Source organism: Pseudomonas sp. 1L-C-7-B-C1 (assembly GCF_057291635.1).
In genome coordinates this window covers 32,908-52,916 of the sequence record NZ_JBXAWH010000003.1, presented here as the reverse complement: position 1 = coordinate 52,916, position 20,009 = coordinate 32,908, and the positions used below count along the sequence as shown (strand labels likewise).

General features: G+C 55.2%; 16 protein-coding genes and 1 pseudogene. 10 read left to right on the top strand and 7 right to left on the bottom strand.

Going from position 1 to position 20,009, the window contains the following annotated elements:
• Positions 1–43 precede the first annotated feature (43 nt).
• Positions 44–1,126: pseudogene (locus AC0Z8Z_RS05780) on the bottom strand (cache domain-containing protein); the annotation flags it as partial.
• A gap of 244 nt (positions 1,127–1,370) precedes the next feature.
• On the opposite strand from AC0Z8Z_RS05780, the gene AC0Z8Z_RS05775 reads away from it, so the two are divergent.
• Positions 1,371–2,132, top strand: a complete 762-nt coding sequence (locus tag AC0Z8Z_RS05775) for a YoaK family protein (protein WP_485618335.1) — start codon at positions 1,371–1,373, stop codon at positions 2,130–2,132.
• Between the two features lie 52 nt (positions 2,133–2,184).
• Entirely contained in the window at positions 2,185–2,541 is a 357-nt protein-coding gene (locus tag AC0Z8Z_RS05770) for a hypothetical protein (RefSeq protein WP_485618674.1), read from the top strand.
• Positions 2,542–2,833: 292 nt separating this feature from the next.
• On the opposite strand, the gene AC0Z8Z_RS05765 is transcribed toward AC0Z8Z_RS05770, so the two are convergent.
• The 3 genes from AC0Z8Z_RS05765 to AC0Z8Z_RS05755 form a co-directional block, all read right to left on the bottom strand.
• Positions 2,834–3,925 carry a polyamine ABC transporter substrate-binding protein gene (locus AC0Z8Z_RS05765; RefSeq protein ID WP_485618334.1) on the bottom strand — a complete coding sequence of 364 codons (1,092 nt, stop codon included), beginning with the start codon at positions 3,923–3,925 and terminating at the stop codon, positions 2,834–2,836.
• A complete protein-coding gene (locus AC0Z8Z_RS05760) occupies positions 3,922–4,956 on the bottom strand; it encodes a histone deacetylase family protein (RefSeq protein ID WP_485618333.1) in 1,035 nt (344 codons plus the stop codon). Before AC0Z8Z_RS05760 ends, AC0Z8Z_RS05765 begins: the two co-directional genes overlap by 4 nt.
• A 132-nt stretch (positions 4,957–5,088) precedes the next feature.
• The gene (locus tag AC0Z8Z_RS05755; RefSeq protein WP_485618332.1) at positions 5,089–6,081 is read right to left on the bottom strand and encodes an AraC family transcriptional regulator; all 993 of its coding nucleotides are present in this window, start codon (positions 6,079–6,081) and stop codon (positions 5,089–5,091) included.
• A gap of 244 nt (positions 6,082–6,325) precedes the next feature.
• On the opposite strand from AC0Z8Z_RS05755, the gene AC0Z8Z_RS05750 reads away from it, so the two are divergent.
• The 4 genes from AC0Z8Z_RS05750 to AC0Z8Z_RS05735 all read left to right on the top strand — a co-directional run bounded on the left by AC0Z8Z_RS05750 (position 6,326) and on the right by AC0Z8Z_RS05735 (position 11,033).
• Positions 6,326–7,123 carry a phosphodiesterase gene (locus tag AC0Z8Z_RS05750; protein WP_485618331.1) on the top strand — a complete coding sequence of 266 codons (798 nt, stop codon included), beginning with the start codon at positions 6,326–6,328 and terminating at the stop codon, positions 7,121–7,123.
• Between the two features lie 376 nt (positions 7,124–7,499).
• A complete protein-coding gene (locus AC0Z8Z_RS05745) occupies positions 7,500–8,972 on the top strand; it encodes a hypothetical protein (RefSeq protein ID WP_485618330.1) in 1,473 nt (490 codons plus the stop codon).
• Positions 8,973–9,490: 518 nt separating this feature from the next.
• Positions 9,491–10,429: a hypothetical protein gene (locus tag AC0Z8Z_RS05740; RefSeq protein ID WP_485618329.1), complete on the top strand. Its 939-nt coding sequence runs from the start codon at positions 9,491–9,493 to the stop codon at positions 10,427–10,429.
• Between the two features lie 241 nt (positions 10,430–10,670).
• Positions 10,671–11,033: a hypothetical protein gene (locus AC0Z8Z_RS05735; RefSeq protein WP_485618328.1), complete on the top strand. Its 363-nt coding sequence runs from the start codon at positions 10,671–10,673 to the stop codon at positions 11,031–11,033.
• Between the two features lie 188 nt (positions 11,034–11,221).
• Here AC0Z8Z_RS05735 and AC0Z8Z_RS05730 read toward each other — a convergent pair whose 3' ends face one another.
• Positions 11,222–12,319, bottom strand: coding sequence for an oxidoreductase (locus tag AC0Z8Z_RS05730; protein ID WP_485618327.1), 1,098 nt, complete (start codon positions 12,317–12,319; stop codon positions 11,222–11,224).
• Between the two features lie 126 nt (positions 12,320–12,445).
• On the opposite strand from AC0Z8Z_RS05730, the gene AC0Z8Z_RS05725 reads away from it, so the two are divergent.
• From AC0Z8Z_RS05725 to AC0Z8Z_RS05710, 4 genes are all read left to right on the top strand, one after another.
• Positions 12,446–13,324 (top strand): LysR family transcriptional regulator, encoded by an 879-nt coding sequence (locus AC0Z8Z_RS05725; protein ID WP_485618326.1) that lies wholly within the window; start codon positions 12,446–12,448, stop codon positions 13,322–13,324.
• 205 nt (positions 13,325–13,529) lie between these two features.
• Complete coding sequence (locus AC0Z8Z_RS05720; RefSeq protein ID WP_485618325.1) at positions 13,530–14,381, top strand: phosphate/phosphite/phosphonate ABC transporter substrate-binding protein; 852 nt, start codon at positions 13,530–13,532, stop codon at positions 14,379–14,381.
• 31 nt (positions 14,382–14,412) lie between these two features.
• A complete protein-coding gene (locus AC0Z8Z_RS05715) occupies positions 14,413–17,328 on the top strand; it encodes a putative bifunctional diguanylate cyclase/phosphodiesterase (RefSeq protein WP_485618324.1) in 2,916 nt (971 codons plus the stop codon).
• Positions 17,329–17,530: 202 nt separating this feature from the next.
• Positions 17,531–17,770 (top strand): hypothetical protein, encoded by a 240-nt coding sequence (locus tag AC0Z8Z_RS05710; RefSeq protein WP_065988840.1) that lies wholly within the window; start codon positions 17,531–17,533, stop codon positions 17,768–17,770.
• Positions 17,771–17,791: 21 nt separating this feature from the next.
• On the opposite strand, the gene AC0Z8Z_RS05705 is transcribed toward AC0Z8Z_RS05710, so the two are convergent.
• Both AC0Z8Z_RS05705 and AC0Z8Z_RS05700 read right to left on the bottom strand, forming a co-directional pair.
• Positions 17,792–18,946 carry an ATP-binding protein gene (locus AC0Z8Z_RS05705; protein ID WP_485618322.1) on the bottom strand — a complete coding sequence of 385 codons (1,155 nt, stop codon included), beginning with the start codon at positions 18,944–18,946 and terminating at the stop codon, positions 17,792–17,794.
• Between the two features lie 211 nt (positions 18,947–19,157).
• A complete protein-coding gene (locus AC0Z8Z_RS05700) occupies positions 19,158–19,994 on the bottom strand; it encodes a phosphodiesterase (protein ID WP_485618321.1) in 837 nt (278 codons plus the stop codon).
• Between the last annotated feature and the right edge of the window lie 15 nt (positions 19,995–20,009).

Sequence of the window (20,009 nt, the reverse complement as noted above, 5' to 3'; positions counted from 1 at the left end):
AGGCGCCGCCAATGCGCTGCATCAGTTGCGCGATCATGCCGAGAAACTGGTTGAACCACCCGGCCAATGTGGCCGTTTCATCCTTGCCGTGGACCTTGAGCTGGCGCGTCAGATCGCCCTCGCCTTCGGCGATTTCCTGCAAGCCATCGGCCACACCCCGGATCGGGCGCACGATCACCCCGGCGAAGGTAGCACCGACTATGGCGAAAATGATTGCCAGCGCGGCGGCGATCCCGGCGATCAACCAGGTCAGGCTGGAGGCCTTCGCCATCACTTCGTCGCGCTCGATCAGACCGATGAAGCGCCAGCCAAGCCCTTTGGAGCTGATCACGTTGGCCATATAGACCTTGCCGTCTATTTCAATCTGCGTCGCGCCATCGTCGGCCTTGGCAAGCTCGGCATAGTTGGCGCCCAGATCGGTCAGCGGCTTGAAGTTATGCCCGGCGTTGCTCGGGTCGACCAGCACGTTGCCATTGGCCTCGACCAGCATCAGGTAGCCGCTGTCGCCCAGTTTGATGTTCTTGACCAGCTCGGTGAGTTGCTTGAGGGACACGTCCAGCCCCACCACCCCGACGATCGCGCCACTGGTGTCCGACACCGTGTGAACGGTGCCGATCAGCGACACGTCGTCCGGCGCCCAGTAATAGGCGCCGGTGCGGACGGTGGTGCCCGGTGCGGCGATGGCGGCCTTGTACCACGGGCGCTCGCGGGGATCGTACTTGCTGATCTTGGGATCATCCGGCCAGCTGGCGTAGCCGCCGTCACTCAAGCCCAACGACAGGTAAGCCGTGGTCGGATGGGTTTTGGCGAAGCCGTCGAAAATCTCCAGCAGGCGGCGGTTGCTGTCGGTGAGTGGAAGCTGCGCAGCGTCGGCGCCCGAGTAGTTTTTGAGGTCCTTGGCCGACACGATCCGCGGATCCTTCGCCAGGTAGTCGACGTTCTGGCTGATGGCGTCGAAGAACTGCGTCATGCCGTTATCGATCTGCCGGATCTCGCGGCCACTGCTGTCCACGAAATTCGCTTCGGCGGCTTCGCGCGCGTTAAACACCACCAGGCCCGCCACCACCAGCACCGGGACACAGGCGATGGCGGCAAATCCCCACGTCAGCTTCTGTTTGATGTTCATGAGACCTTCCGCATCGGTTTTAAGAGTTATTGGGCAGAATTCAAGGCGAGCGTGGTGTTTTAGTTATGCAAGTGTTCCACGTTTACTTGAGTTCTATCGGCTGTGCGCCGGTGAACCTGAGGCGCGAACACCAAGAAGCGCTGTACGACCGCTATGGCTGTGTTGCTTACTGGCGAATCCGGGCGGTCATTGCCTCCGGCGGGTCAGCACCCGCCAAGCGCGCCTGCAACAACGGGACTCAGTCATGGCGATCAGATACATCCGCAGCCTGACCGGCAGAAGACGCACCGTCGTCGCGAACCGGCACCTTGGTTTCGTCTTGGCCTTTGTGGCCGGGGCCATCAACGCCGGGGGGTTTCTGGCGGTTCAGCAGTACACGTCGCACATGACCGGGATCGTCTCGGCAATGGCTGACAATACGGTTCTGGGTGAGTATGACCTGTTGCTGCGTGGCGCCAGCGCCCTGCTCTCTTTCATCGCCGGCGCGGCCTGTTCGGCCATCATGGTCAATTATTCCCGTCGTAGACGTCTGCACAGCGCCTTCGCGCTGCCCCTGTTGTTCGAGGCGTTTTTACTGCTGTGCTTCGGTTTTCTGGGCGCCAGGCTGGCGGCAGTGGACGGATTGATCGTGTCGCTGACGGTCATGCTCCTGTGTTTCATCATGGGCCTGCAAAACGCCTTGATCACAAAGGTCTCCAAGGCTGAGATCAGAACCACGCACATTACCGGTATCGTCACCGACATCGGTATTGAACTCGGCAAGCTCTTCTACTGGAATGGCGCCACACCGTCGAAGCAGCCGCGAGTGCTTGCCAACCGGCCGCGCCTCACGTTATTGATCGTACTGGTACTGAGCTTTTTCGTCGGCGGTGTGGCAGGTGCGTACGGGTTCAAGCTCGTCGGGTACATCGCCACTGTGCCGCTGTCGCTGGTGCTTGGCGTGTTGGCCGTTGTACCCGCGCTGGACGATGTGCGCCGCTATGTCCGCCGTGCGTTGCGCGGGTGATCCGTTGTTGATCCTGATTGAGCACCTCCGCCCTACTCTAAAGGAAATTGCGATGCCACCCGGCAAACGTGAACTGGCGCGAATTGAACGCCGGTTAATCGCCACGCTGACCGAAGCGTGCGAAACAGCAAAAGGTGAAATCAAAGGCTTCACCTGGCTGACCCATAGGGCTGACCTGGACGCATTGGCTAAAACCCTGAAAGTGATCTGGGTGTTCGACACGCTGGCGGACAGACAGCTTGCCGAGGTTGAAGCGAAGGTCCGCATGTTTGAGCTGACGGCCACCGCGTTGAATGAAGCCTGCATTGATCTGACGCTCTCGGATCGCAATGTCCGCTTTGACTCCGAGGAAGAATGCCAGCGCGCTCAGGATGGCAATTGGCAGAAGCGACTGGGTAAGGATCACTGACAACGAATCCTTGAAGCAGAAGGACCAATGTCAGATGAAATATGAGGAGCGAACAGCCCAACTTTCGTAGCTCCATCAATTGACCGCTTCTGGCGAAAGGACGTCCCTGTCCCTGCTTGACCTTAAGCCTTCTCGACCTGAGACCGCTGATCAATCGCTGGGCGCTTTTGCGAAGCTGACCCTTTTCCGCAGTAAACCGACCACAGCGGACACCGTGAACGCGCACAGCACGCTTTACCTCGGGTGAAAGCTTGGTCATCCCGTTCGCCCAGCCACGTATAACGGCAAGGTATCAGGTGCCTGACTTGATCTTGGTCCAGGCCCGGGTGCGCGCGCGTTCGGCGTCACGCCCCAGAGGCTTGAGCGTATAGAGCGTGGCCATCGCAGCCTCGGTGGGGTACAGGTTGGGATTGTTGCGAATCGCCGGATCAACCTGTTCGGTAGCGTCTTTGTTGGGGTTGGGGTAGCCGACAAAATCGCTGACTGGCGCAATCACCTGCGGCTGCAGCAGGTAGTTGATAAATGTGTAGGCGTCTTGGGGGTTCTTGGCACCCTTGGGGATGGCGAGCATGTCAAACCAGATAGGTGCGCCTTCCTTGGGCAGGCGCATGCCCACGGTCACGCCGTTATTGGCCTCTTTGGCGCGGTTGGCAGCCTGGGAAAAGCTGCCGGAGTATCCGACCGCGACGCAGATGTCACCGTTGGCGATATCCGCCATATATTTGGAGGAATGGAAGTAGGTGATATAGGGGCGGATTTTCATCAACAGCGCTTCGGCCTTCACATAGTCCTTGGGGTTGCTGCTGTTGGGGTCCAGGCCCAAGTGCTGCAAAGCCAGGGGCAGGATTTCGGAGGGCGAGTCCAGCAGCGCTACACCGCAGGACTTGAGCTTGCTGATGTTTTCTTCCTTGAAAATCAGGTCCCAGCTGTCCACTGGCGCATCGGAACCCAGGGCGGCCTTGACTTTGTCCGGGTTGAAGCCGATCAGGATGGTGCCGTACATGTAAGGCACGGCGAATTTATTGCCCGGATCGTTGGCCTCGATCAGCTTCATCAGCTTGGGATCAAGGTGGTTCCAGTTCGGCAATTGGCTGCGGTCCAGCGGCTGGAATATACCGGCTTCGATCTGCTTGGCCAGAAACACGTTGGATGGCACTACCACGTCATACCCCGAGTTGCCGGTGAGCAGCTTGGCTTCCAGAGCTTCATTAGTGTCGAAGATGTCGTACACCAATTTGAGGCCGGGATTCTGCGCCTTGAAGTCCTCCAGCGCCTTTGGGGTGATGTAGTCGAACCAGTTGTAGACCCGCAGGGTTCTCTCTTCGGCATGAGCCATGCCGCTGATAACGGCAGCGCAGAGGATAAGTGACTTGAACATGCTCATTGGCCAGCCCCTTCAAAACCTTCGAGAACGTTGACGGCATTGATGCCGATTTCTTCCACCGCGTAGCCGCCTTCCATCACGAACAGCGTAGGTTTACCCAGGCGGGAGATGCGTGCGCCCATCGCCAGATAATCCTTGCTGTCGAGTTTGAATTTTGAGATCGGATCGTCCTTGAATGTATCCACGCCCAGGGAGACGACGATAACGTCGGCGCCATAACGATCAATTTCTGTGCAGGCTTGCTCGAGCGCCGCGCTCCAGGTCTCCCAGCCGGAACCGGCCGGCAGTGGGTAGTTGAAGTTAAAGCCGGCACCTGCGCCCTCACCCGACTCGTCGGCATAGCCCAGGAAAAACGGAAACTCCGCTTCCGGGTGGCCGTGGATCGAGGTAAACAGCACATCGCTGCGCCCATAGAAAATCGACTGGGTGCCGTTGCCGTGGTGGTAGTCCACGTCCAGAATCGCGACCTTTTCATAGTCCTGATCAAGAAAGGCCTGGGCGGCAATTGCGGCGTTGTTCAGGTAGCAATAACCGCCCATCAAGTCGCCAGCTGCGTGGTGTCCCGGCGGACGGCACAGGGCGAAAGCACTGTGGGCACCTTGCTGAATCGCTTGTTGGGCGCTAAGCGCGACCTGCGCCGCCGAGTAGGCTGCCTGCCACGTGCCGGCGGTGATTGGCGCTCCGCCGTCGAAGCTGTAATAACCGAGTTGACCATGCAGGCTTTCGGGTAATACGCGGCGCAGGGTACGGGCGGGCCACGTGTAGGGCAGGAGGTCGCCTTCCTGACCGAATTCGGTCCAGCGCGCCCAGGCACCCTTGAAGAAATCGAGGTACTCACGGCTATGAACGCGTTGCAGCGGTTCCAGACCAAAGTCCTGCGGCGCCTGTACCTCGCCAAGTTGACGGTCCTTGACCCGTTGTAATACATGATCGGCGCGTGAGGGCATTTCGAAGCAGGGCATCAACTGCCCGTCCATCAGCTCACAGCGGCCGTGGTGCAGGTGGTGATCATCCGAGTAGATTGTCAGCATTTATTGTTCTCCGCAGGCTGTATCGGTACATACAGTCTTGCGCCGGGCGCGGGTTATGAGAACGGCAAGTACGGCCAAAAGGGGATAAATATGGCCAGATTCTCTGTCCGTAATTCGCCCCTTAATGAGGCGTCATGCGCGAAATTGGCTCGGCGCCACGCCACTCCAGCGCACAAAGGCGTGCCGAAAACTCGCGGTCTCGCTGAAGCCCAGAGCCTCGGCGATCCGGTAGATGGGCCACCGGTCTTCGGCCAGTAGTTGCTTGGCGCGTTCGAAACGAAGTTCGTCGAGCAGTTCCTGATAGCTGCAGCCCAGGTCGTGCAAGTGTCGGCGCAAGGTGCGCGCCGAGCAGTTCATCTCTCGGGCCAGCATTTCCAGCCCAGGCGCGGCATGCAGTTGTGCAGCCAGCAATAGCCGGATTCGCCCCAGCCAGGCCTCGCGCCCGGTGAATTCAGTGTTCTGTTTTCGGCAGCGCTCGGTCATGGCTTGATGTGTGACCGCATCAGCCAGCGGTAAAGGCTGGTCGAGCCAGCGTTTATCAAAAGCAAATGCATTGACGGTAGCCTGGAACTGCAACGGACAATCGAAACATTCGGCGTAGCGAGTCTGATAGTCCGGAGCATCGTGCTCAAAGCGAGCACCCAGCAAGGGCAGTGAGTGGCCGAGCAGGTCGTCGCAAATGACCTTCAGCGACCCCAGGCACAGCTCGACATTGAAGGCGATCAGTGCCGGATTCTCGCGGTAATCGCCCGCAGTGAACCATATACGTTCGCCGTCTTCCTCCAGACTCAGCTCGAACAGTGTTCCCAGCAGCGCGGGATAACGCAGAGCCAGACGTAGCGCGTCACCGAAAGTGGCACTGGTAAGCAAGGCATAACCGAGCATGCCGTAGGATGAGACATGCATACGCTGCCCCACGATCAGGCCGATGTCGCGCTGCAGAGCCACGGCATTGGCGCACACCTGCATCTCCTGATGCGTGGCAATGCGCGTGTCGACGCGGTTCAAGTCCGCTGCGCATATGCCACTGCCGGCCAGCAGCGCCTCCGCCGACCAGCCTTGCGCCTTGAACGTGCTCAGGACCAGCGAGACAGCATTGAGGGTGGTGAGATGTGAGTGCAGCATGGGGACTTCCTGCAAGGCGAGGAATACGAGAAGGGCAAGTTATGTGCCGGGATCCAGCCCAGTTAAATTCTGCCTCGGTGACGGGTAGTTCGACCCTGTGCCGGTTCGACAACCATCGCCCGTTCCGGCCTTCAATAGCTCGGCGCTCTGCCATGCCGCATGGACGCTGACCCCGTCCATCGCAGCTCAGGCATGCTACCTTCACCCTGCCATTGATCACCGCGTCCCCTATGGAGAATGTCCCGTGCTGATTGCCCACCTTTCCGATCTGCATATCAGGCCGCAAGGCATGCTTTATCAGGGGCTGGTTGATTCAAACACGATGTGCGAGCAGGCCATTGCACACCTGAACAGGCTCTTGCCGCGACCCGATGTCGTGATCATCACCGGCGACCTGGTGGATGAGGGTCTACCGCAAGAGTATGCAATGGCGGGTGAATTGCTGGCCGGGATCGAGCAGCCGTTGTTGATGATTCCCGGGAACCATGATGACCGAAACTTAATGGGTTCTACCTTTTCCCAGCCGTATCTCTCTTCAACGGCAGGCCCGTGGCACTTCGTCGCCGATGACCTCGGCCCGGTACGGATCATTGGTGTGGACGTGACCGTACCGCAGGAACATCACGGCGACATGACCGAGGCGGCTGGGGCCTGGCTCGATGCGGCACTTGCCCAAGAGCCGACGCGCCCGACTCTGGTCATGCTGCACCAGCCACCGTTCCTCAGTGGCATTCCTTATATCGACACCTATGCCTGCCGGAACTCGGAGCGGCTGCGCGAAGTGGTGCAGCGCTATCCGGCGATCGAACGTGTGGTGTGCGGACACATTCACCGCTCGATGCAATTACGTTTTGGCGGCACAGTCCTCTGCACTGCGCCCAGCACAACGACTGCCATTGGGTTGGCCCTGGATGCAGAGGCTGAAGAGGCGTCGTATGTGGAGCCGCCGGCGTTACTTCTGCATCACTGGAAGGTGGATACCGGTCTGATTACCCACTGGGTGCCCATCGGCACATTCCGCGGGCCACTGCCGTTTGCTTGAGCGCAGGAGTGTGGCGGGAAATAGATGGGGTGAGTGCCTGCATCGGGTTAGTGCGGGTGACGGGGAGCTATAGACCCATTGCAGTCACTCGCCTGAATCTCACCTGCTCGCGGCGGCTGACCAATTTGAACGCAGTGCTCAAGAGGTTGTGATCACTTGGAGTTGGGCGACCGCATGGCCTGCAATGGGCGGGGCTTTTATGGAAGATCCTCAGCGCCCGTATAAACTGTGCTGGCGTCCCGGAACTCTGTCGGCTAGAGATGTCGGCGGTCGAGGGTGTAAATCATGCCTGGTTAGTCTGGTTTCAAATCGGCGTACGTGATGGTAGTTTGACACCTTCGCCCGTCACGGCAACCACCCACGGAAGGACGCACCGATGTCAAATCCCACGAACCAATTCCCGATGGCCCCTGCAGCGGCCGCCCCCGTTGCGGCTGGGTATAAACAAGATCTTCAAGTATTTGAAACCAGTTTGATGAGCTTCATAGGAAATCATGGGCTTCCGACTCAAAACGTACTCATTCCGGTCAACGAAAGAGTTGTAGTTTTTAACAACGTCGAAGGGGTTCTCGAATTACTACCCTCCGAACATAAGGAAAACTCATTATACATCTCTAAATTTATCGCCGCTGCAGCTTCTGGATTATTTGACGCTGCGCTTAACTACTTATGGGATGAAACGATTTTCGAACTTCGCAAAAGAATTGTTAAGTATGATCTCGAATATTTTTTTGATCTCGCCGTAACAAACATCGAAAAGCGTAAAAAATTAAACACCGAGGCTGACTTATCTCTTTTAGACGATAACGAGCTAGTACGTGGGGCTTCAGAAATGGGCCTAATTTCAGGTTTAGGCTATAAACACCTAGACTTCATTCGCTACATGCGCAACTGGGCAAGCGCCGCGCATCCAAACCAAAACCAAATTACCGGGCTTCAGCTCATATCTTGGTTGGAAACGTGCATAAGAGAAGTAATTACTCTTCCGGAAACAAATGCGACCACAACTATCAAAGCGCTGCTTAAAAACATCAAAGCCCATGCCCTAGATGCTACAAGTGCTCAACAAGTTAGCGGTTTTTTCACCAACCTCACTAATGACCTAGCGAACAACCTAATGGCTGGTCTATTTGGTATTTACACCAACGACGCTTCAATTCCGTTGGCGCGTGCCAACGTAGTTCTTCTTGCGCCGAAGCTTTGGCCCTTTGTCGACGAACAAGCACGTAAAAATTTCGGCATAAAATATGGCCAGTTTGTTGCAAACAATGACGCAACCAAAGCAACATGGGCAAGACAGTTCCTTGATGGGGTTGGAGCCGCCAGTTATATTCCGAGCGAAATTAGATCTGTGGAGATCAGCACGGCGTTACAGGAATTGCTAGGTGCACATAGAGGCTATAATAATTTTCATATTGAACCTTCGTTTGCTCGGCGTCTTGAGTCGCTGGTTGGCGAAAGGGGTGAAATTCCGGCATCTATTATCGAGGACTATGTCGAGGGTTTGGTAGAGGTTTTCCTCACAAATGGGCACGGGACTACTGCTGCGGCTGAACCGATCTACAAGCGGTTACTAAACTTACTCAGCCCAGATCAGGCTCTGCTGGCAATACTTTCTTTCAGGAAAACGGGCATCTCAAGCAAATTACAGTTCCCTCTACCGCAGCGAAAATTTGCCGAACTGGTCGAGATTGCTAAGACGAAAATAACGAGCCCTCAAGGATTGGATATTGTTCAAATCATTGAAACCTATAAAGCTCCACTCGATAAAATGAAATCAGAAACAAAGCTGATGGAAAAAGTGAAAGCGATCGCAAATTCGTTGGGTGTCTTGCCAGCTGCGTCATAACTTTCCTACGGCCATTGAATCCCACTGCAATCTCGCCGGTCGTCCCATTGGCAGATGTTGTCAAATACGGCTGACCAGAAAGTCAGCCGTCAGCCCCTTGCTAGCTCGCTTTCGACGCAGATACGGCTCATGAATGATTGCGGCACGGGTATTAATTTTCCAGAATCTGCCCGTTATTTTCGAGAACTGCACAGCTTGAGGGAAATACATTTGTCTGTGAGCGGCCGCTTCTGGCCGATTTCTGCCATTTATGGCGGGCAGCAATCGGCCAAAAGCGGAAGGTTGCGTTATATTCACTCTAGAGGAGGCACATGGAGGGTTATGTCCAACCTATCGATTCTCAGTCGGCGGGAGGACTCGCTGGCAGCCTACAGCAGTGGATCGTTGGCTCGCGGTGTCTTCGTTGCCCTCCTTAGCAACAGCATTTGTGCGCTGGAAGGTGTAGCGCTAAGCAGAGGCAACTTTTAGCCACTACTTGACAACTAACCATGAGCGAAAAATTTCTTGGATAACTACATATGCCAACAGTAACCACATCAAGACTTCCTGCCCCCACATCTTGGGAAGAATTTGAAGATATTTGCAAAACTTCGTTTGGGCTCAGGTGGAACAATCCCAATTTGTCGAGGCATGGCCGGCAAGGGCAACAGCAAGACGGCGTAGATATCTATGGACACGATAGCCTACAATATTTTGTCGGTGTGCAATGCAAAAATACGACTAGGACAATTACCGAGCAACTCATCACAAGTGAGTGCTCGAAAGCGGAAAAGTTTACACCCGCGATACAAACGCTTTACATTGCAACCACCGCGGAGCGCGATGTTCATATTCAAGCTTTTGCAAGAAAATTGTCCAGCGAGAGGCTCACGAAAAAAAAATTTCCTGTGGAAGTGGTGTTTTGGGCAGATGTGACATCCGACTTGGCAAAAGATGCCACTGCGGTGCGCCAGCATTTTCCTCAGTTTTTTAATCAAAGCTCTGTAACGCAGGCAGATTTGATTCGCAGCAAGGATGTGTCAAATCTGATGGCCGTTCTGCGAGTGCTTGATTTGACCTCCATCGCGGACCATTTCCACTATGGAGCGAAATACATACATTGCTCAGTTCTCGAACAGTATAATCAACTCGTCGACGTACAAAACGGAGCAACGTTTAAAGTTCACGATCAAGCATTGTCTGCCGCACTTACGAAGATGACGGGTGAGTGGCAACAGTTGCATGCATTAATTCAGAGTGCTCCTTATAATTTTATCCCTCAGCGCAATGAACTTAGCTTTATTATGCCTTTAGATTTTTGCAGAAATAAGGAAGAAAATGATTTGTACGACGAAATTGATCTGCAAATCGGACGATTCTTAATCGAGGTAGGGGTGTTTTGTCGGGTTGTTAATGAGACCTACCATGAGGTGAACTTGGATGACACCAGCATGATCGCCAGACGTCTTTACAATTGAATGGTAGATTTTATTGTTGGGCCTGGACCGGGCCCTGCAAGTTATAAATTTCTGGCGTTGTAGAGTTAAGGGGGACAAGTGGGCATCAAGGCCAATGACAGTGGCAGCTCCTTTCGCCCAATAGCGGTCGCTGGCCAAAGGCCGAAATCGGCCAGAAGCAGACGTTCGCAACCGGCTCATCCTTGTAAGGAAAGTCTTAAGACATCAGGATGAATTCACAGATATTTTGAATGGCGAACACATGCGTACTTTTATTTCACTGCTTCTCATGGGGATAAGCACCTTTGCGGTCGCCGGTTACGATCTACATATCAGTCGCAAGGTTTTCTGGGGTGACGACTTCGGCCCCGAAATTACCTTCGAAGAATGGCAAGAACATTTTAAAATCGACCCACAGGTCGCCAGGGATGTTGCCAATAGCCCTCAGGACTTCATGGTTTCCATACCTGGAGAGTCATTTCCGCTCTGGTATCGCTCAGATCTCGGTGAGCTGTTTACAAAAAATCCGACTGACAAGGCCATCACTAAGCTCGAAGAAATTGCTCGCAGCTTGAACGCAAGAGTTCAAGGTGATGATGGCGAGTTCTATCCAGCGGAACCTTGATTACACATGTCTGCGCAGATGTTGGTCCTGGTGAGAGGTAGTGGTTGCGTAATGGCCGCTTAGGGTCGAAAGCAGCCGGTCCTGGCTGACCGCTTTCGACCCAAAGCCGTCTCTCGCGAACCACTGCCATTGACCCAGCGCAGACGTCACTGAATCCCTTTTTTTGGGACTTCAATAGCGACTTAATCTTAAGCCAGCTCACTGTCTTTGATGTTTGCGAGAGGCCCGAGCAGTGAGAAGTCAAATTCGTTCATAGGCTGATTCATCAACAGCCGGTTCGGGTAATCAGGATTAGCCAGCGCGCTTTTACCCAGTGCAACGATGTCAGCGCCGTCATTGAGAACGTGCTCGGCATCCTGAGAGTTGTCCAGCCCGCCATTGGCGACTATGGCGACCCCTGGAGCATATCGACGAGCCAGGCTGACCAGGCTGGGGCCGCTCTCGCTGAACGCGGGCTCCCACGCTTTGTGTTCTGTGACATGAATGTACTGGATACCTGCGTCTTCCAGCGATCCAAAAATGGTCTCGGCGGCAGCTTCGCCTTCAGCCCATTTGTGTGCGTAATCGTTGACCTTGCCCTGTGAAATTCGAACACCCACGCGAGCGCCCCCTACGACTGCTCTTACGGCCTTGATCACCTCCAGAATCAGGGCCATTCGATTGCGGACGCTTGCGCCCCAGCGGTCTGTTCGCAGGTTCGTATAGTCAGTGAGGAATTGGTCAAGCAGATAGCCGTTGGCGCCATGAATTTCTACGCCATCGAACCCTGCGCTCCCGACTGCCAATCTTGCGGCATTGGCGAATCCTTCAATCGCATCGGCGATGTCTTCATCGGTCATGACCCTGGGTACGGCGTACTGGCCCTCCCCATAGTAGAACTTCATCTGCTCACCTTTAGGCCGTATGGCAGAAGGGCCGGCCGTCTCGCTCAGGAAACGGTTTCCCTGACTCAAGGCCCCCGCGTGCATGAGTTGCGCGAAGATCAGGCCTTGATGGCGATGTATGCGACTGGTAACGGCTCGCCAGGCCAAGGCTTGTTCAGCATCAGTGATACCAGGTTGAAACCGATAGCCTTGAGCGAATTTCTGGTCGGTGTAGATCCCTTCAGTGATCACCAGCCCGAAACCGCCTTTGGCAAAGCGTTCGTAGTATCGTCCCATCGTCTCCGAGGCACTGCCATGTTCAGTTGCGCTGACGCGAGTCATGGGTGCAACAGCGAGCCGGTTCTTTAATTTCAGGTCGCCGATATCGAACGTGTCCAAGATCTTCTTGCCGGGGGTGTTCATTTGATTGACCTTCGTTGGCCAGAGATTCATTTCCAAGGCCTTATGCTGGGTGACAATATCCGTGATCAGGTGAAGGTATAAGACGGCCAGGGAGATAAGGCGGCGTAACGCTGAGAGATATAATCGATGCAGATTCTGGATGTTGAAGTGTTCGCTGCCGTGGCAACCGCCAGCAGCCTTTCAGGGGCGGCGAGACGACTTGGACTGTCAGCCATGACAGTGTCCCGACGACTTGCCTCTCTGGAAAAAGAATTAGGGGTGCGGCTTGTTCAAAGAACGACCCGCTCTGCGTCCCTCACGCCCGAGGGAGAAGTATTGTTACCGTTCGCCAGAAGCATGCTGGAGGCTAACGAGGCAGCGCGCGCCACATTGAAAGCGAATGCCGGAGCGGCCAGCGGCCTACTGAGAGTCACCGCTCCCACCGTGTTCGGCCAGGAGATGATCATGCCGTTGATCCCCCGGCTGCTTGCGGAAAACCCGGCGCTGCAGGTTGACCTGACACTCTCTGATCGCATCGTAGACATCGTGGGCCTGGGTATCGACGTCGCGATCCGCATAGCGACACTCAGCGATTCCGGGTTGGTAGCCCGCGCGCTTGCTCCGAACCCACGGGTCATCTGCGCCAGTCCTGGCTATCTCGCCAGGCAGGGTACGCCAACCCACCTTGAAGACCTTAAGCGTCATCAATGCATCGGCCTGCATGGCATGCCTTATTGGCCATTTGTCCATCAGGGGGAAGAGGTATCCATCCGTGCCGAAGCATCGTTCTCGGCAAATAGTGTCGAGTCCGTCAGAGCGGCCAGCAAATTGGGACTCGGTCTGGCCATGCTGACTTACTGGGACGTACGCACCGCCCTCGCGGAGGGCAGTCTGGTCCTCGTCGAGCTGGAAGATGGGGTGCCTGAGCAACTGTCCATAGCAGCAGTACTTCCTACTCGTCAGTACGTACCCAACCGGGTGCGCGTGCTGCTTGAACATCTTGAACAGGCGCTGAAGTCTGGGTGACTCAAGACGATCTGCACCGAATGCAATCATGGTGCTTGGTATCCATTGGGCCTATGCGGCTTAGTGGATCCAATGAAGTTAACTATTTATTTATGCAGCCGGTGCTTTAGATCTCCGCTCATCAGCCGATTAATCTAGATTGCCGAGTTTAATCTGGCTTTAATCGCCTTTGAGTGAAAAGTCAGTCACCATCAGGAGTGCACACGTGACGTTACGCCTAACCTGCAAAGCTATTATTATTGCGCTGTCTTTTGGGCTGTCAAATGTGGCTGTCTCTGAAGACCTTAAGGTCTACAATTTTTCGCCCGTCAATCAATACAATCTTAATCTCTCAGCCAGTTTTTGGAACCCGATCATACGGTATGTGTCCGAAAAAAGTGGCGTGAATCTCACGCTGAAATTAGGGCGCACATCCTCTGACACCACCAGTTATGTGCTCGCACAAGAAGTTGATTTCGCTTTCACCAATCATCTCTTTAGCCCTGAGCGCGACAAAATGGGCTGGAAGGTATTTGGTCGCCGCGACGCGCCTGCCCTCGAAGGACAAATCGTGGTTCCTGCCGATTCGCCCATCCATAGCCTTTCTGAACTGGAAGGCAAGGAGGTCGTGTACCCCGGGCCCGAAGCGTTCATTGCTTATAAAGTCACCAGCTCGGAATTGGTAAAGAAAGGAATACATACGTCTACGGTATTTGCAGGAAACATGGACGGCGCCTTCAGCCAGCTGCTCAGCGGCAAGGCTCAGGCGATGGGGGTCAACTCACAGCTTGTCAGCGGCTACACGGAAAGAGAAGGTAAGACGTTCCGCGTATTGTGGAATTCGTCCTCGTTCAATGATTTAGCCCTCATGGTCTCCCCTCGTATTTCACAAAAAGAACTTGATGCGGTAGCCAACGCATTTTTCAACATGCAGTACGACAAAGACGGCAGCAAGATTCTTCATGAGGCGACCGAGTTGGTCCACGCACCCGCGCCGATTACCTTTATTCCTGCGACGGCGGCGGATTACGCTTCCTATCGTGATTTCTACAGCGGCTTGCCGGCAAACCTCAAGTAAATAATCTGACATTTAGCTGAAGAGGCTATTAATGACTTTCTTTAAAAGCCTGCTGCCCAAATCACTGACGTCGCAAATATTGGGGATGCTGTCAATTCTGATAGTGGTGTTTCTTACGGCCGGGCTGGGTCTTTTTTATAAAAATCAGCTTCTTCAGCATATCGAGGAAATCCAAGACACCGCCAACATGCTGATAGAGGTGGCCGCGCAGGCCGTGGAGGAAAGTGTCGTCATCGGCGATTACGACACCATCAAAAGAACCCTCGAAAAGACCCTGGCTCGCTCGCCGTTTCAATCCGCCATGTTTATTGACCTGTCGGGTGGCGTCATTCGCCTGCAGGCGCCCAGTGCGCCGGTTGGCAGAGCCCCCGCGTGGATAGAGGCCGAGGTCGCTGCACGATTATTCGATGTCAACCGTCCGATAACGATTGGTGGAAAAGACTATGGCGTGATGCGCCTGTCATTCAACGCCGAGAAAATAGCGACCGAACTTTGTAATTTGGTGGTGCAAGCTACCGTCCTGGCAGTGCTTTTTTTGCTCACAAGTTTGTTGTTGATGGGATGGGTGATCAAGCGTTCCCTTGCCCACCTGGACAAGCTTCACTCCTATGAAGCGGAAATCGCGTCCGGCGCAGTGGCAGCGGAAGCGATGTTGGTCGCGGATGCTCCCGTCGAAATACAGGAGGCAATCAAAGCGGTAAACCGTACTGCGGCGAATATGCGTAATCACTTTGGTCAGCGCATCGAATCGTTGATGAACACCTTGGTGCAGCATAAAAACGCCTTGGATGAGGTTTCAATCGTCTGCGAATGTTCGCCCTCCGGTCGCATCACCTACGTCAACGAACGATTTGTAACCAGCTCACAGCGTTCCCGCGCCGAGCTTTTAGAGCTGACGATTGATCAAGTCTGGAACGGCATGTCTTCAGCCACTCAGCCGTGGCAGTGGGCGCCTGAAAGTGAAGTGTGGAACGGTGAGGTCAGGCTTACAGGTCAGGCCGGTACGGAGAAATGGCATCAACGCACCATCATCCCTATTCTCGATGACAGGGGCGGCGTTGAAAAATATATCTGCATCGACATCGATATCACCGATCGAAAAGAGTTTGAGGTGGCGATTCTGGATAACGCCAGAAGGCAACACCTGATCGCCTTGTTTGGCCAGCAGGCATTGACAGAGGAAAACGTCAGCGCCCTGGGTGAACTGGCCGCACTGACAGCGGCGCAAGGGTTGAGCATGAGTAAGGCCGCTTTATTAGTCGTTGATCGCGTGAGTCACGGAGTCATCCTCAACGCTGAAACTGGCTTGACCAACATTGATATCCGCAATAGCGACACGAATGCATTCTTGAGCGGTATGGGTTCTTCTGCCGGGCTCGATATTTCCGATACGCCGGATGCGAAGTACAAATTGCTGTCGGTTGACACAGTGGGAGCTGAGCGCATTAGAAGCCGTGTTGAGGTCGATGTACCTTGCGGGGAGGCCTATAAAGGTGTGCTCGGGGTTTATGCCACCACAGGGCACGCGTTTACACCTGAAGACGTTAGCTACCTCCAAACGTTGGCAAACCTGCTGGCAGCTGCGCTTGAACGGGATGACGCAAAGAAAAGGCTTACCTATCTGGCCGAAAATGATTCGCTTACACATCTGCCCAATCGCTGGTTCCTGAATAATTACCTGCACGCTGCAATCAGCCGCTCTGCATCCACGCCATCTGCAATAAGCGTCATGTTCATCGATCTGGACAGATTCAAAACCGTGAACGACACCATGGGGCATGCCGTAGGAGATGAGTTGCTCATCCAGGCGAGCCGGCGCCTGGAAGAACATACCGATGACGACAGCCTGGTTGCGCGGCTGGGGGGCGATGAATTTTCGATTGTTGTCACACAGGCTGCTTATTCGGAGAGCTCCATCAAATCGCTCGCGACCCATATTGTCGACGCTTTGGCAAAACCCTTTAATCTTCGTGGCCAGGATATATTCGTTTCAGCGAGCGTTGGCATCGCTAATTATCCCTTTGACGGGGATGACGCTGGCGTCATCCTCAAGCACGCTGATACCGCCATGTACCATGCAAAAAAGAGCGGTCGTAATAATTATAAGTTTTACACTGCCGAGATGAATGAAAGTGCCGTCAAGCGTTTGCAAACTGAAACGCTATTGCGGGGCGCACTTGGTCGCGACGAGTTCATTCTGCATTTTCAGCCCAAGGTCAGCCTCACAGACGGCAGCATCAGTGGTCTGGAGGCTTTACTGAGGTGGAAACATCCAGAGCTCGGCCTCGTTTCTCCCGCCGATTTTATCCCTATGCTTGAAGACACCGGCCTGATCATTCCCGTGGGCGAATGGGTCATCCGGAAAGTCTGTGAAACCCTGAAAGGTTGGGAAGATAACCATCTCGGGGTGGTACCGATCGCCATCAACCTTTCAGCCAGGCAGCTTCAGGTAAAAGGGCTGGCTAAAATCGTCAGGCATATCCTGGAAGAATACGGTATCAACCCCGCTCTTTTAGAGTTCGAGCTCACCGAATCCGTGCTGATGATTGAACCCGAGTCGGCAGTTGAAATACTTCGAGAGATAAAGTCATATGGCATAGGGCTTTCGGTGGATGATTTCGGAACGGGTTATTCCAGCCTGGCCTACTTGAAGCGATTCCCTATCGACACGCTTAAAATCGATAGAATGTTCATAAAAGATATAACAAGCAATCATGAAGACGCGGCGATCACCCGAGCGGTCATCGTATTGGCACACGAACTGGATTTGAACGTCATTGCGGAAGGTGTCGAAACATTCGACCAGCTAGAGCTGCTTGTGAAACATGGTTGCGATCAAATTCAGGGTTACCTTTTCAGTAAGCCCGTCACGAGTGATGAGTGTGCCGCCATGATTAAATCTTCACGCACGTTGGCTATAACATTTTCAGAACCTGATTTTGCCTGAATCAGTCTCTGCCGCATTTGCACGGGCACCAAGGACGGGCAGCAGCGCGTGAGCCCAGGGTGAATCTCTTCCCCGGGCCCTCCCCCTCTAGACCCGTCGCAGCGCTGGCGAACACCATTGGGGTCGCGACGCAGCCCGGTTATTGGCACACTGTGCGGCATTCGCCTGAACACACAGCGCCTCACCTCTATCCGGACGTCACATGACACCCAACGCAGAACTCTATAACCCTTCCACCGAATACGCCGACAAGCTGATTTCGCGGATTGGCCAAACACCTTCGTGGATCGCCAAGCGTATCGGTGTCACCGACAAGCGCATCCGCTACATCCTGGATGGCGAAAGAACCGTCAAGGGCGAAACAACGCCCATTCAGATGACCTACACCGAGCAGTTCGCCCTTGAGTGCCTTGTCCAGGAGGCCATCGCCCTCAAGAGGTAACCGTTCCGGGCTGCCGCGAGATTACAAGCCTTCCAGCAGCCCGTCGGCGCGAAGCAGATCAACGATCAAGTGCTCATCCACCGCATAGACACCCCGCGAAGCCTTCCACACCAGGTTCTTTTCCTGCAGGGCAATCAGCGCTTGCTGCACGCCCGGCACTTCAACTTTGATGTCATTTTCCGCGGTCCCTGCGTGCGCCATCGCTGCGGCGTACAACGCCATGGTGGGCGCCTCGAAGGGGGCGTAGCTTTCGCCCATGCTCCCCATGACGCGAATCACGGCGGACTGGATCGGGGTGAGGCTGTGGATCACCTTCTTGAGATTCGCGTTCAGCTCATCCGCTTGCGCCCGAACCAGCTCGGCAAACCGCTCACGTACGTTTTCAGGGTCGATGAAAAAGTCAAAGCGGATGGCATCAGCTGCAGCACCGAGCAATTCGGGGCGATAGCCACTTTCTTTGAACAGCTGGAACACCTCCGCCGGATCAAGCGGGGATGGCAGATCAATGTTGGCGCACAGCCAGTCAATGTAGTTTTGATCAAGCGTCGGGAACGGCACCATCGACGCCCCGAAGAACGCCTGGTCCTTGCTGTTGCGCAGCATGGCCAGCTTGTCCCTGTTCGAGCCGGTGCAGACGATGCGCAGGCCATGGTGCCGGGAGCTGTTGAGTTCGTCCCTCGCCGCCTTGAGCGCGAACAGCGCTGCCACACCCGCCTCGGTTGTGATCGCATGCTGCGCTTCATCGATCATCAGAACGATGAGCTTCTGCGATTCGTCGGAGAGCGCCACCAGCGCCGTGGTGAGGTCGATGTCCTTGCCGAGGCCGATTTTATCCAGACTGAAATTCAAGCCGCCAACAGCCACCTTGTCTATCCCGGAAGCCTTGGCCAGCCGTGTGATGAAGCCATCGTTTCGACCAACCGCTTCGCGGATGGCTTCCACGATGACAAGGCCAGGGTCTTTGGTCAGGTCTTGCCAGAGGTCGGCGTACAGCACGATCGCGCCCGCTTTTTCCAGCGCAGGGCGCAGGTCTTCGCGGGCGAAGGTGGATTTGCCGGTACGCCGTGGCGCTGCCAGGAAGACGCCGGAGCTGGCGGAACTGCCCACCGACACCTGCATGATCAGCTTGGAGAGCCGGGTGGCCAGCTCGGGACGGTGGTAGAGGATTTCAGACATTTGTAGATCTCTGCACAGCTCTATAGGCAATTATAGAGTGACTATAGACCAATTATAGATATGGGTGAAATCTACGTTTATAGGCGATTATAGAACGACTATAGACTGATTATAGGTAACCCACTTCAGTCGTACGCCAATCATCAGCGCCCGCAGAACATTCACGCGCCGCCGGGCCAACGCGCTAGGACAACCTCCGAGATGGAGCGTGCTAATCGATCAACCCCTGCGCGTCATAAAACGGATACGGCCCCGGATACTCACCGAACACGCCGTTGTGGGTCACAAGGCCCTCCTCCGCATCCCAGCGATGCAGCAGGTAGCCTGCCGGTTCGAGGTTGAAATGCGCCGGAGCATCATCGCGCAGGTCGAGCACAATCTGGTGCGAGGTGCCCGGGCAGGTGCAACTGATGCTACCGGCGAAGCGTCGTTGCATCGGTCGATGCAGATGCCCGCACAAGACCCGCTCGACCTGCGGGTGGCGTCCAATGACTTCTTCCAGCGCAGCACCGTTGATGAACGCTTCGCGGTCCATGTGGCCGATGCCGGTGACAAAGGGCGGGTGGTGCATGATCAGCAGGGTCGGCACGGCGGGACGTCGACCGAGCACTTCATCCAGCCAGGCCATCTGACTGTCCAGCACTTGCCCGCCGTGGGCGCCGGGGATCGTCGAGTCCAGACCGATCAGCCTCACCGGATGGGCTTCGACCACCCAGTCCAGTGGTGCTTCGGCCGAGATCGGCAGGTACACGTGGTCGGCAAATTCGGCCAGCAGGTGCTCGCGGACGTCATGATTACCGGGCACCAGGTAGTACGGCACGACCAAGCGCGCCAGCTCGGGGTGCAGGACGGCGTATTCATCCGGCCGACCGAAATCCACCAGATCGCCACTGATGACCACGATGTCCGGGCGCGGCGTGCTCGCGTTGAGATGGTCGACCGCGCGACGCAACGCGCCGAGGGTGTCGACGACGCCATAGGTCAGCTTGTTGCCGGCCTTGAGGTGCAGATCGCTGATCTGCGCGATGAGAAACGGGGCATTCGACATTCAACTTATCCAGAC

Excerpts from the sequence above, each read along its gene's own strand:
- AC0Z8Z_RS05775 (WP_485618335.1), top strand. The coding sequence starts at position 1,371 with ATGGCGATCAGATACATCCGCAGCCTGACCGGCAGAAGACGCACCGTC.
- AC0Z8Z_RS05770 (WP_485618674.1), top strand. The coding sequence starts at position 2,185 with ATGCCACCCGGCAAACGTGAACTGGCGCGAATTGAACGCCGGTTAATC.
- AC0Z8Z_RS05765 (WP_485618334.1), bottom strand. The coding sequence starts at position 3,925 with ATGAGCATGTTCAAGTCACTTATCCTCTGCGCTGCCGTTATCAGCGGC.
- AC0Z8Z_RS05760 (WP_485618333.1), bottom strand. The coding sequence starts at position 4,956 with ATGCTGACAATCTACTCGGATGATCACCACCTGCACCACGGCCGCTGT.
- AC0Z8Z_RS05755 (WP_485618332.1), bottom strand. The coding sequence starts at position 6,081 with ATGCTGCACTCACATCTCACCACCCTCAATGCTGTCTCGCTGGTCCTG.
- AC0Z8Z_RS05745 (WP_485618330.1), top strand. The coding sequence starts at position 7,500 with ATGTCAAATCCCACGAACCAATTCCCGATGGCCCCTGCAGCGGCCGCC.
- AC0Z8Z_RS05740 (WP_485618329.1), top strand. The coding sequence starts at position 9,491 with ATGCCAACAGTAACCACATCAAGACTTCCTGCCCCCACATCTTGGGAA.
- AC0Z8Z_RS05735 (WP_485618328.1), top strand. The coding sequence starts at position 10,671 with ATGCGTACTTTTATTTCACTGCTTCTCATGGGGATAAGCACCTTTGCG.
- AC0Z8Z_RS05730 (WP_485618327.1), bottom strand. The coding sequence starts at position 12,319 with ATGAACACCCCCGGCAAGAAGATCTTGGACACGTTCGATATCGGCGAC.
- AC0Z8Z_RS05725 (WP_485618326.1), top strand. The coding sequence starts at position 12,446 with ATGCAGATTCTGGATGTTGAAGTGTTCGCTGCCGTGGCAACCGCCAGC.
- AC0Z8Z_RS05715 (WP_485618324.1), top strand. The coding sequence starts at position 14,413 with ATGACTTTCTTTAAAAGCCTGCTGCCCAAATCACTGACGTCGCAAATA.
- AC0Z8Z_RS05710 (WP_065988840.1), top strand. The coding sequence starts at position 17,531 with ATGACACCCAACGCAGAACTCTATAACCCTTCCACCGAATACGCCGAC.
- AC0Z8Z_RS05705 (WP_485618322.1), bottom strand. The coding sequence starts at position 18,946 with ATGTCTGAAATCCTCTACCACCGTCCCGAGCTGGCCACCCGGCTCTCC.
- AC0Z8Z_RS05700 (WP_485618321.1), bottom strand. The coding sequence starts at position 19,994 with ATGTCGAATGCCCCGTTTCTCATCGCGCAGATCAGCGATCTGCACCTC.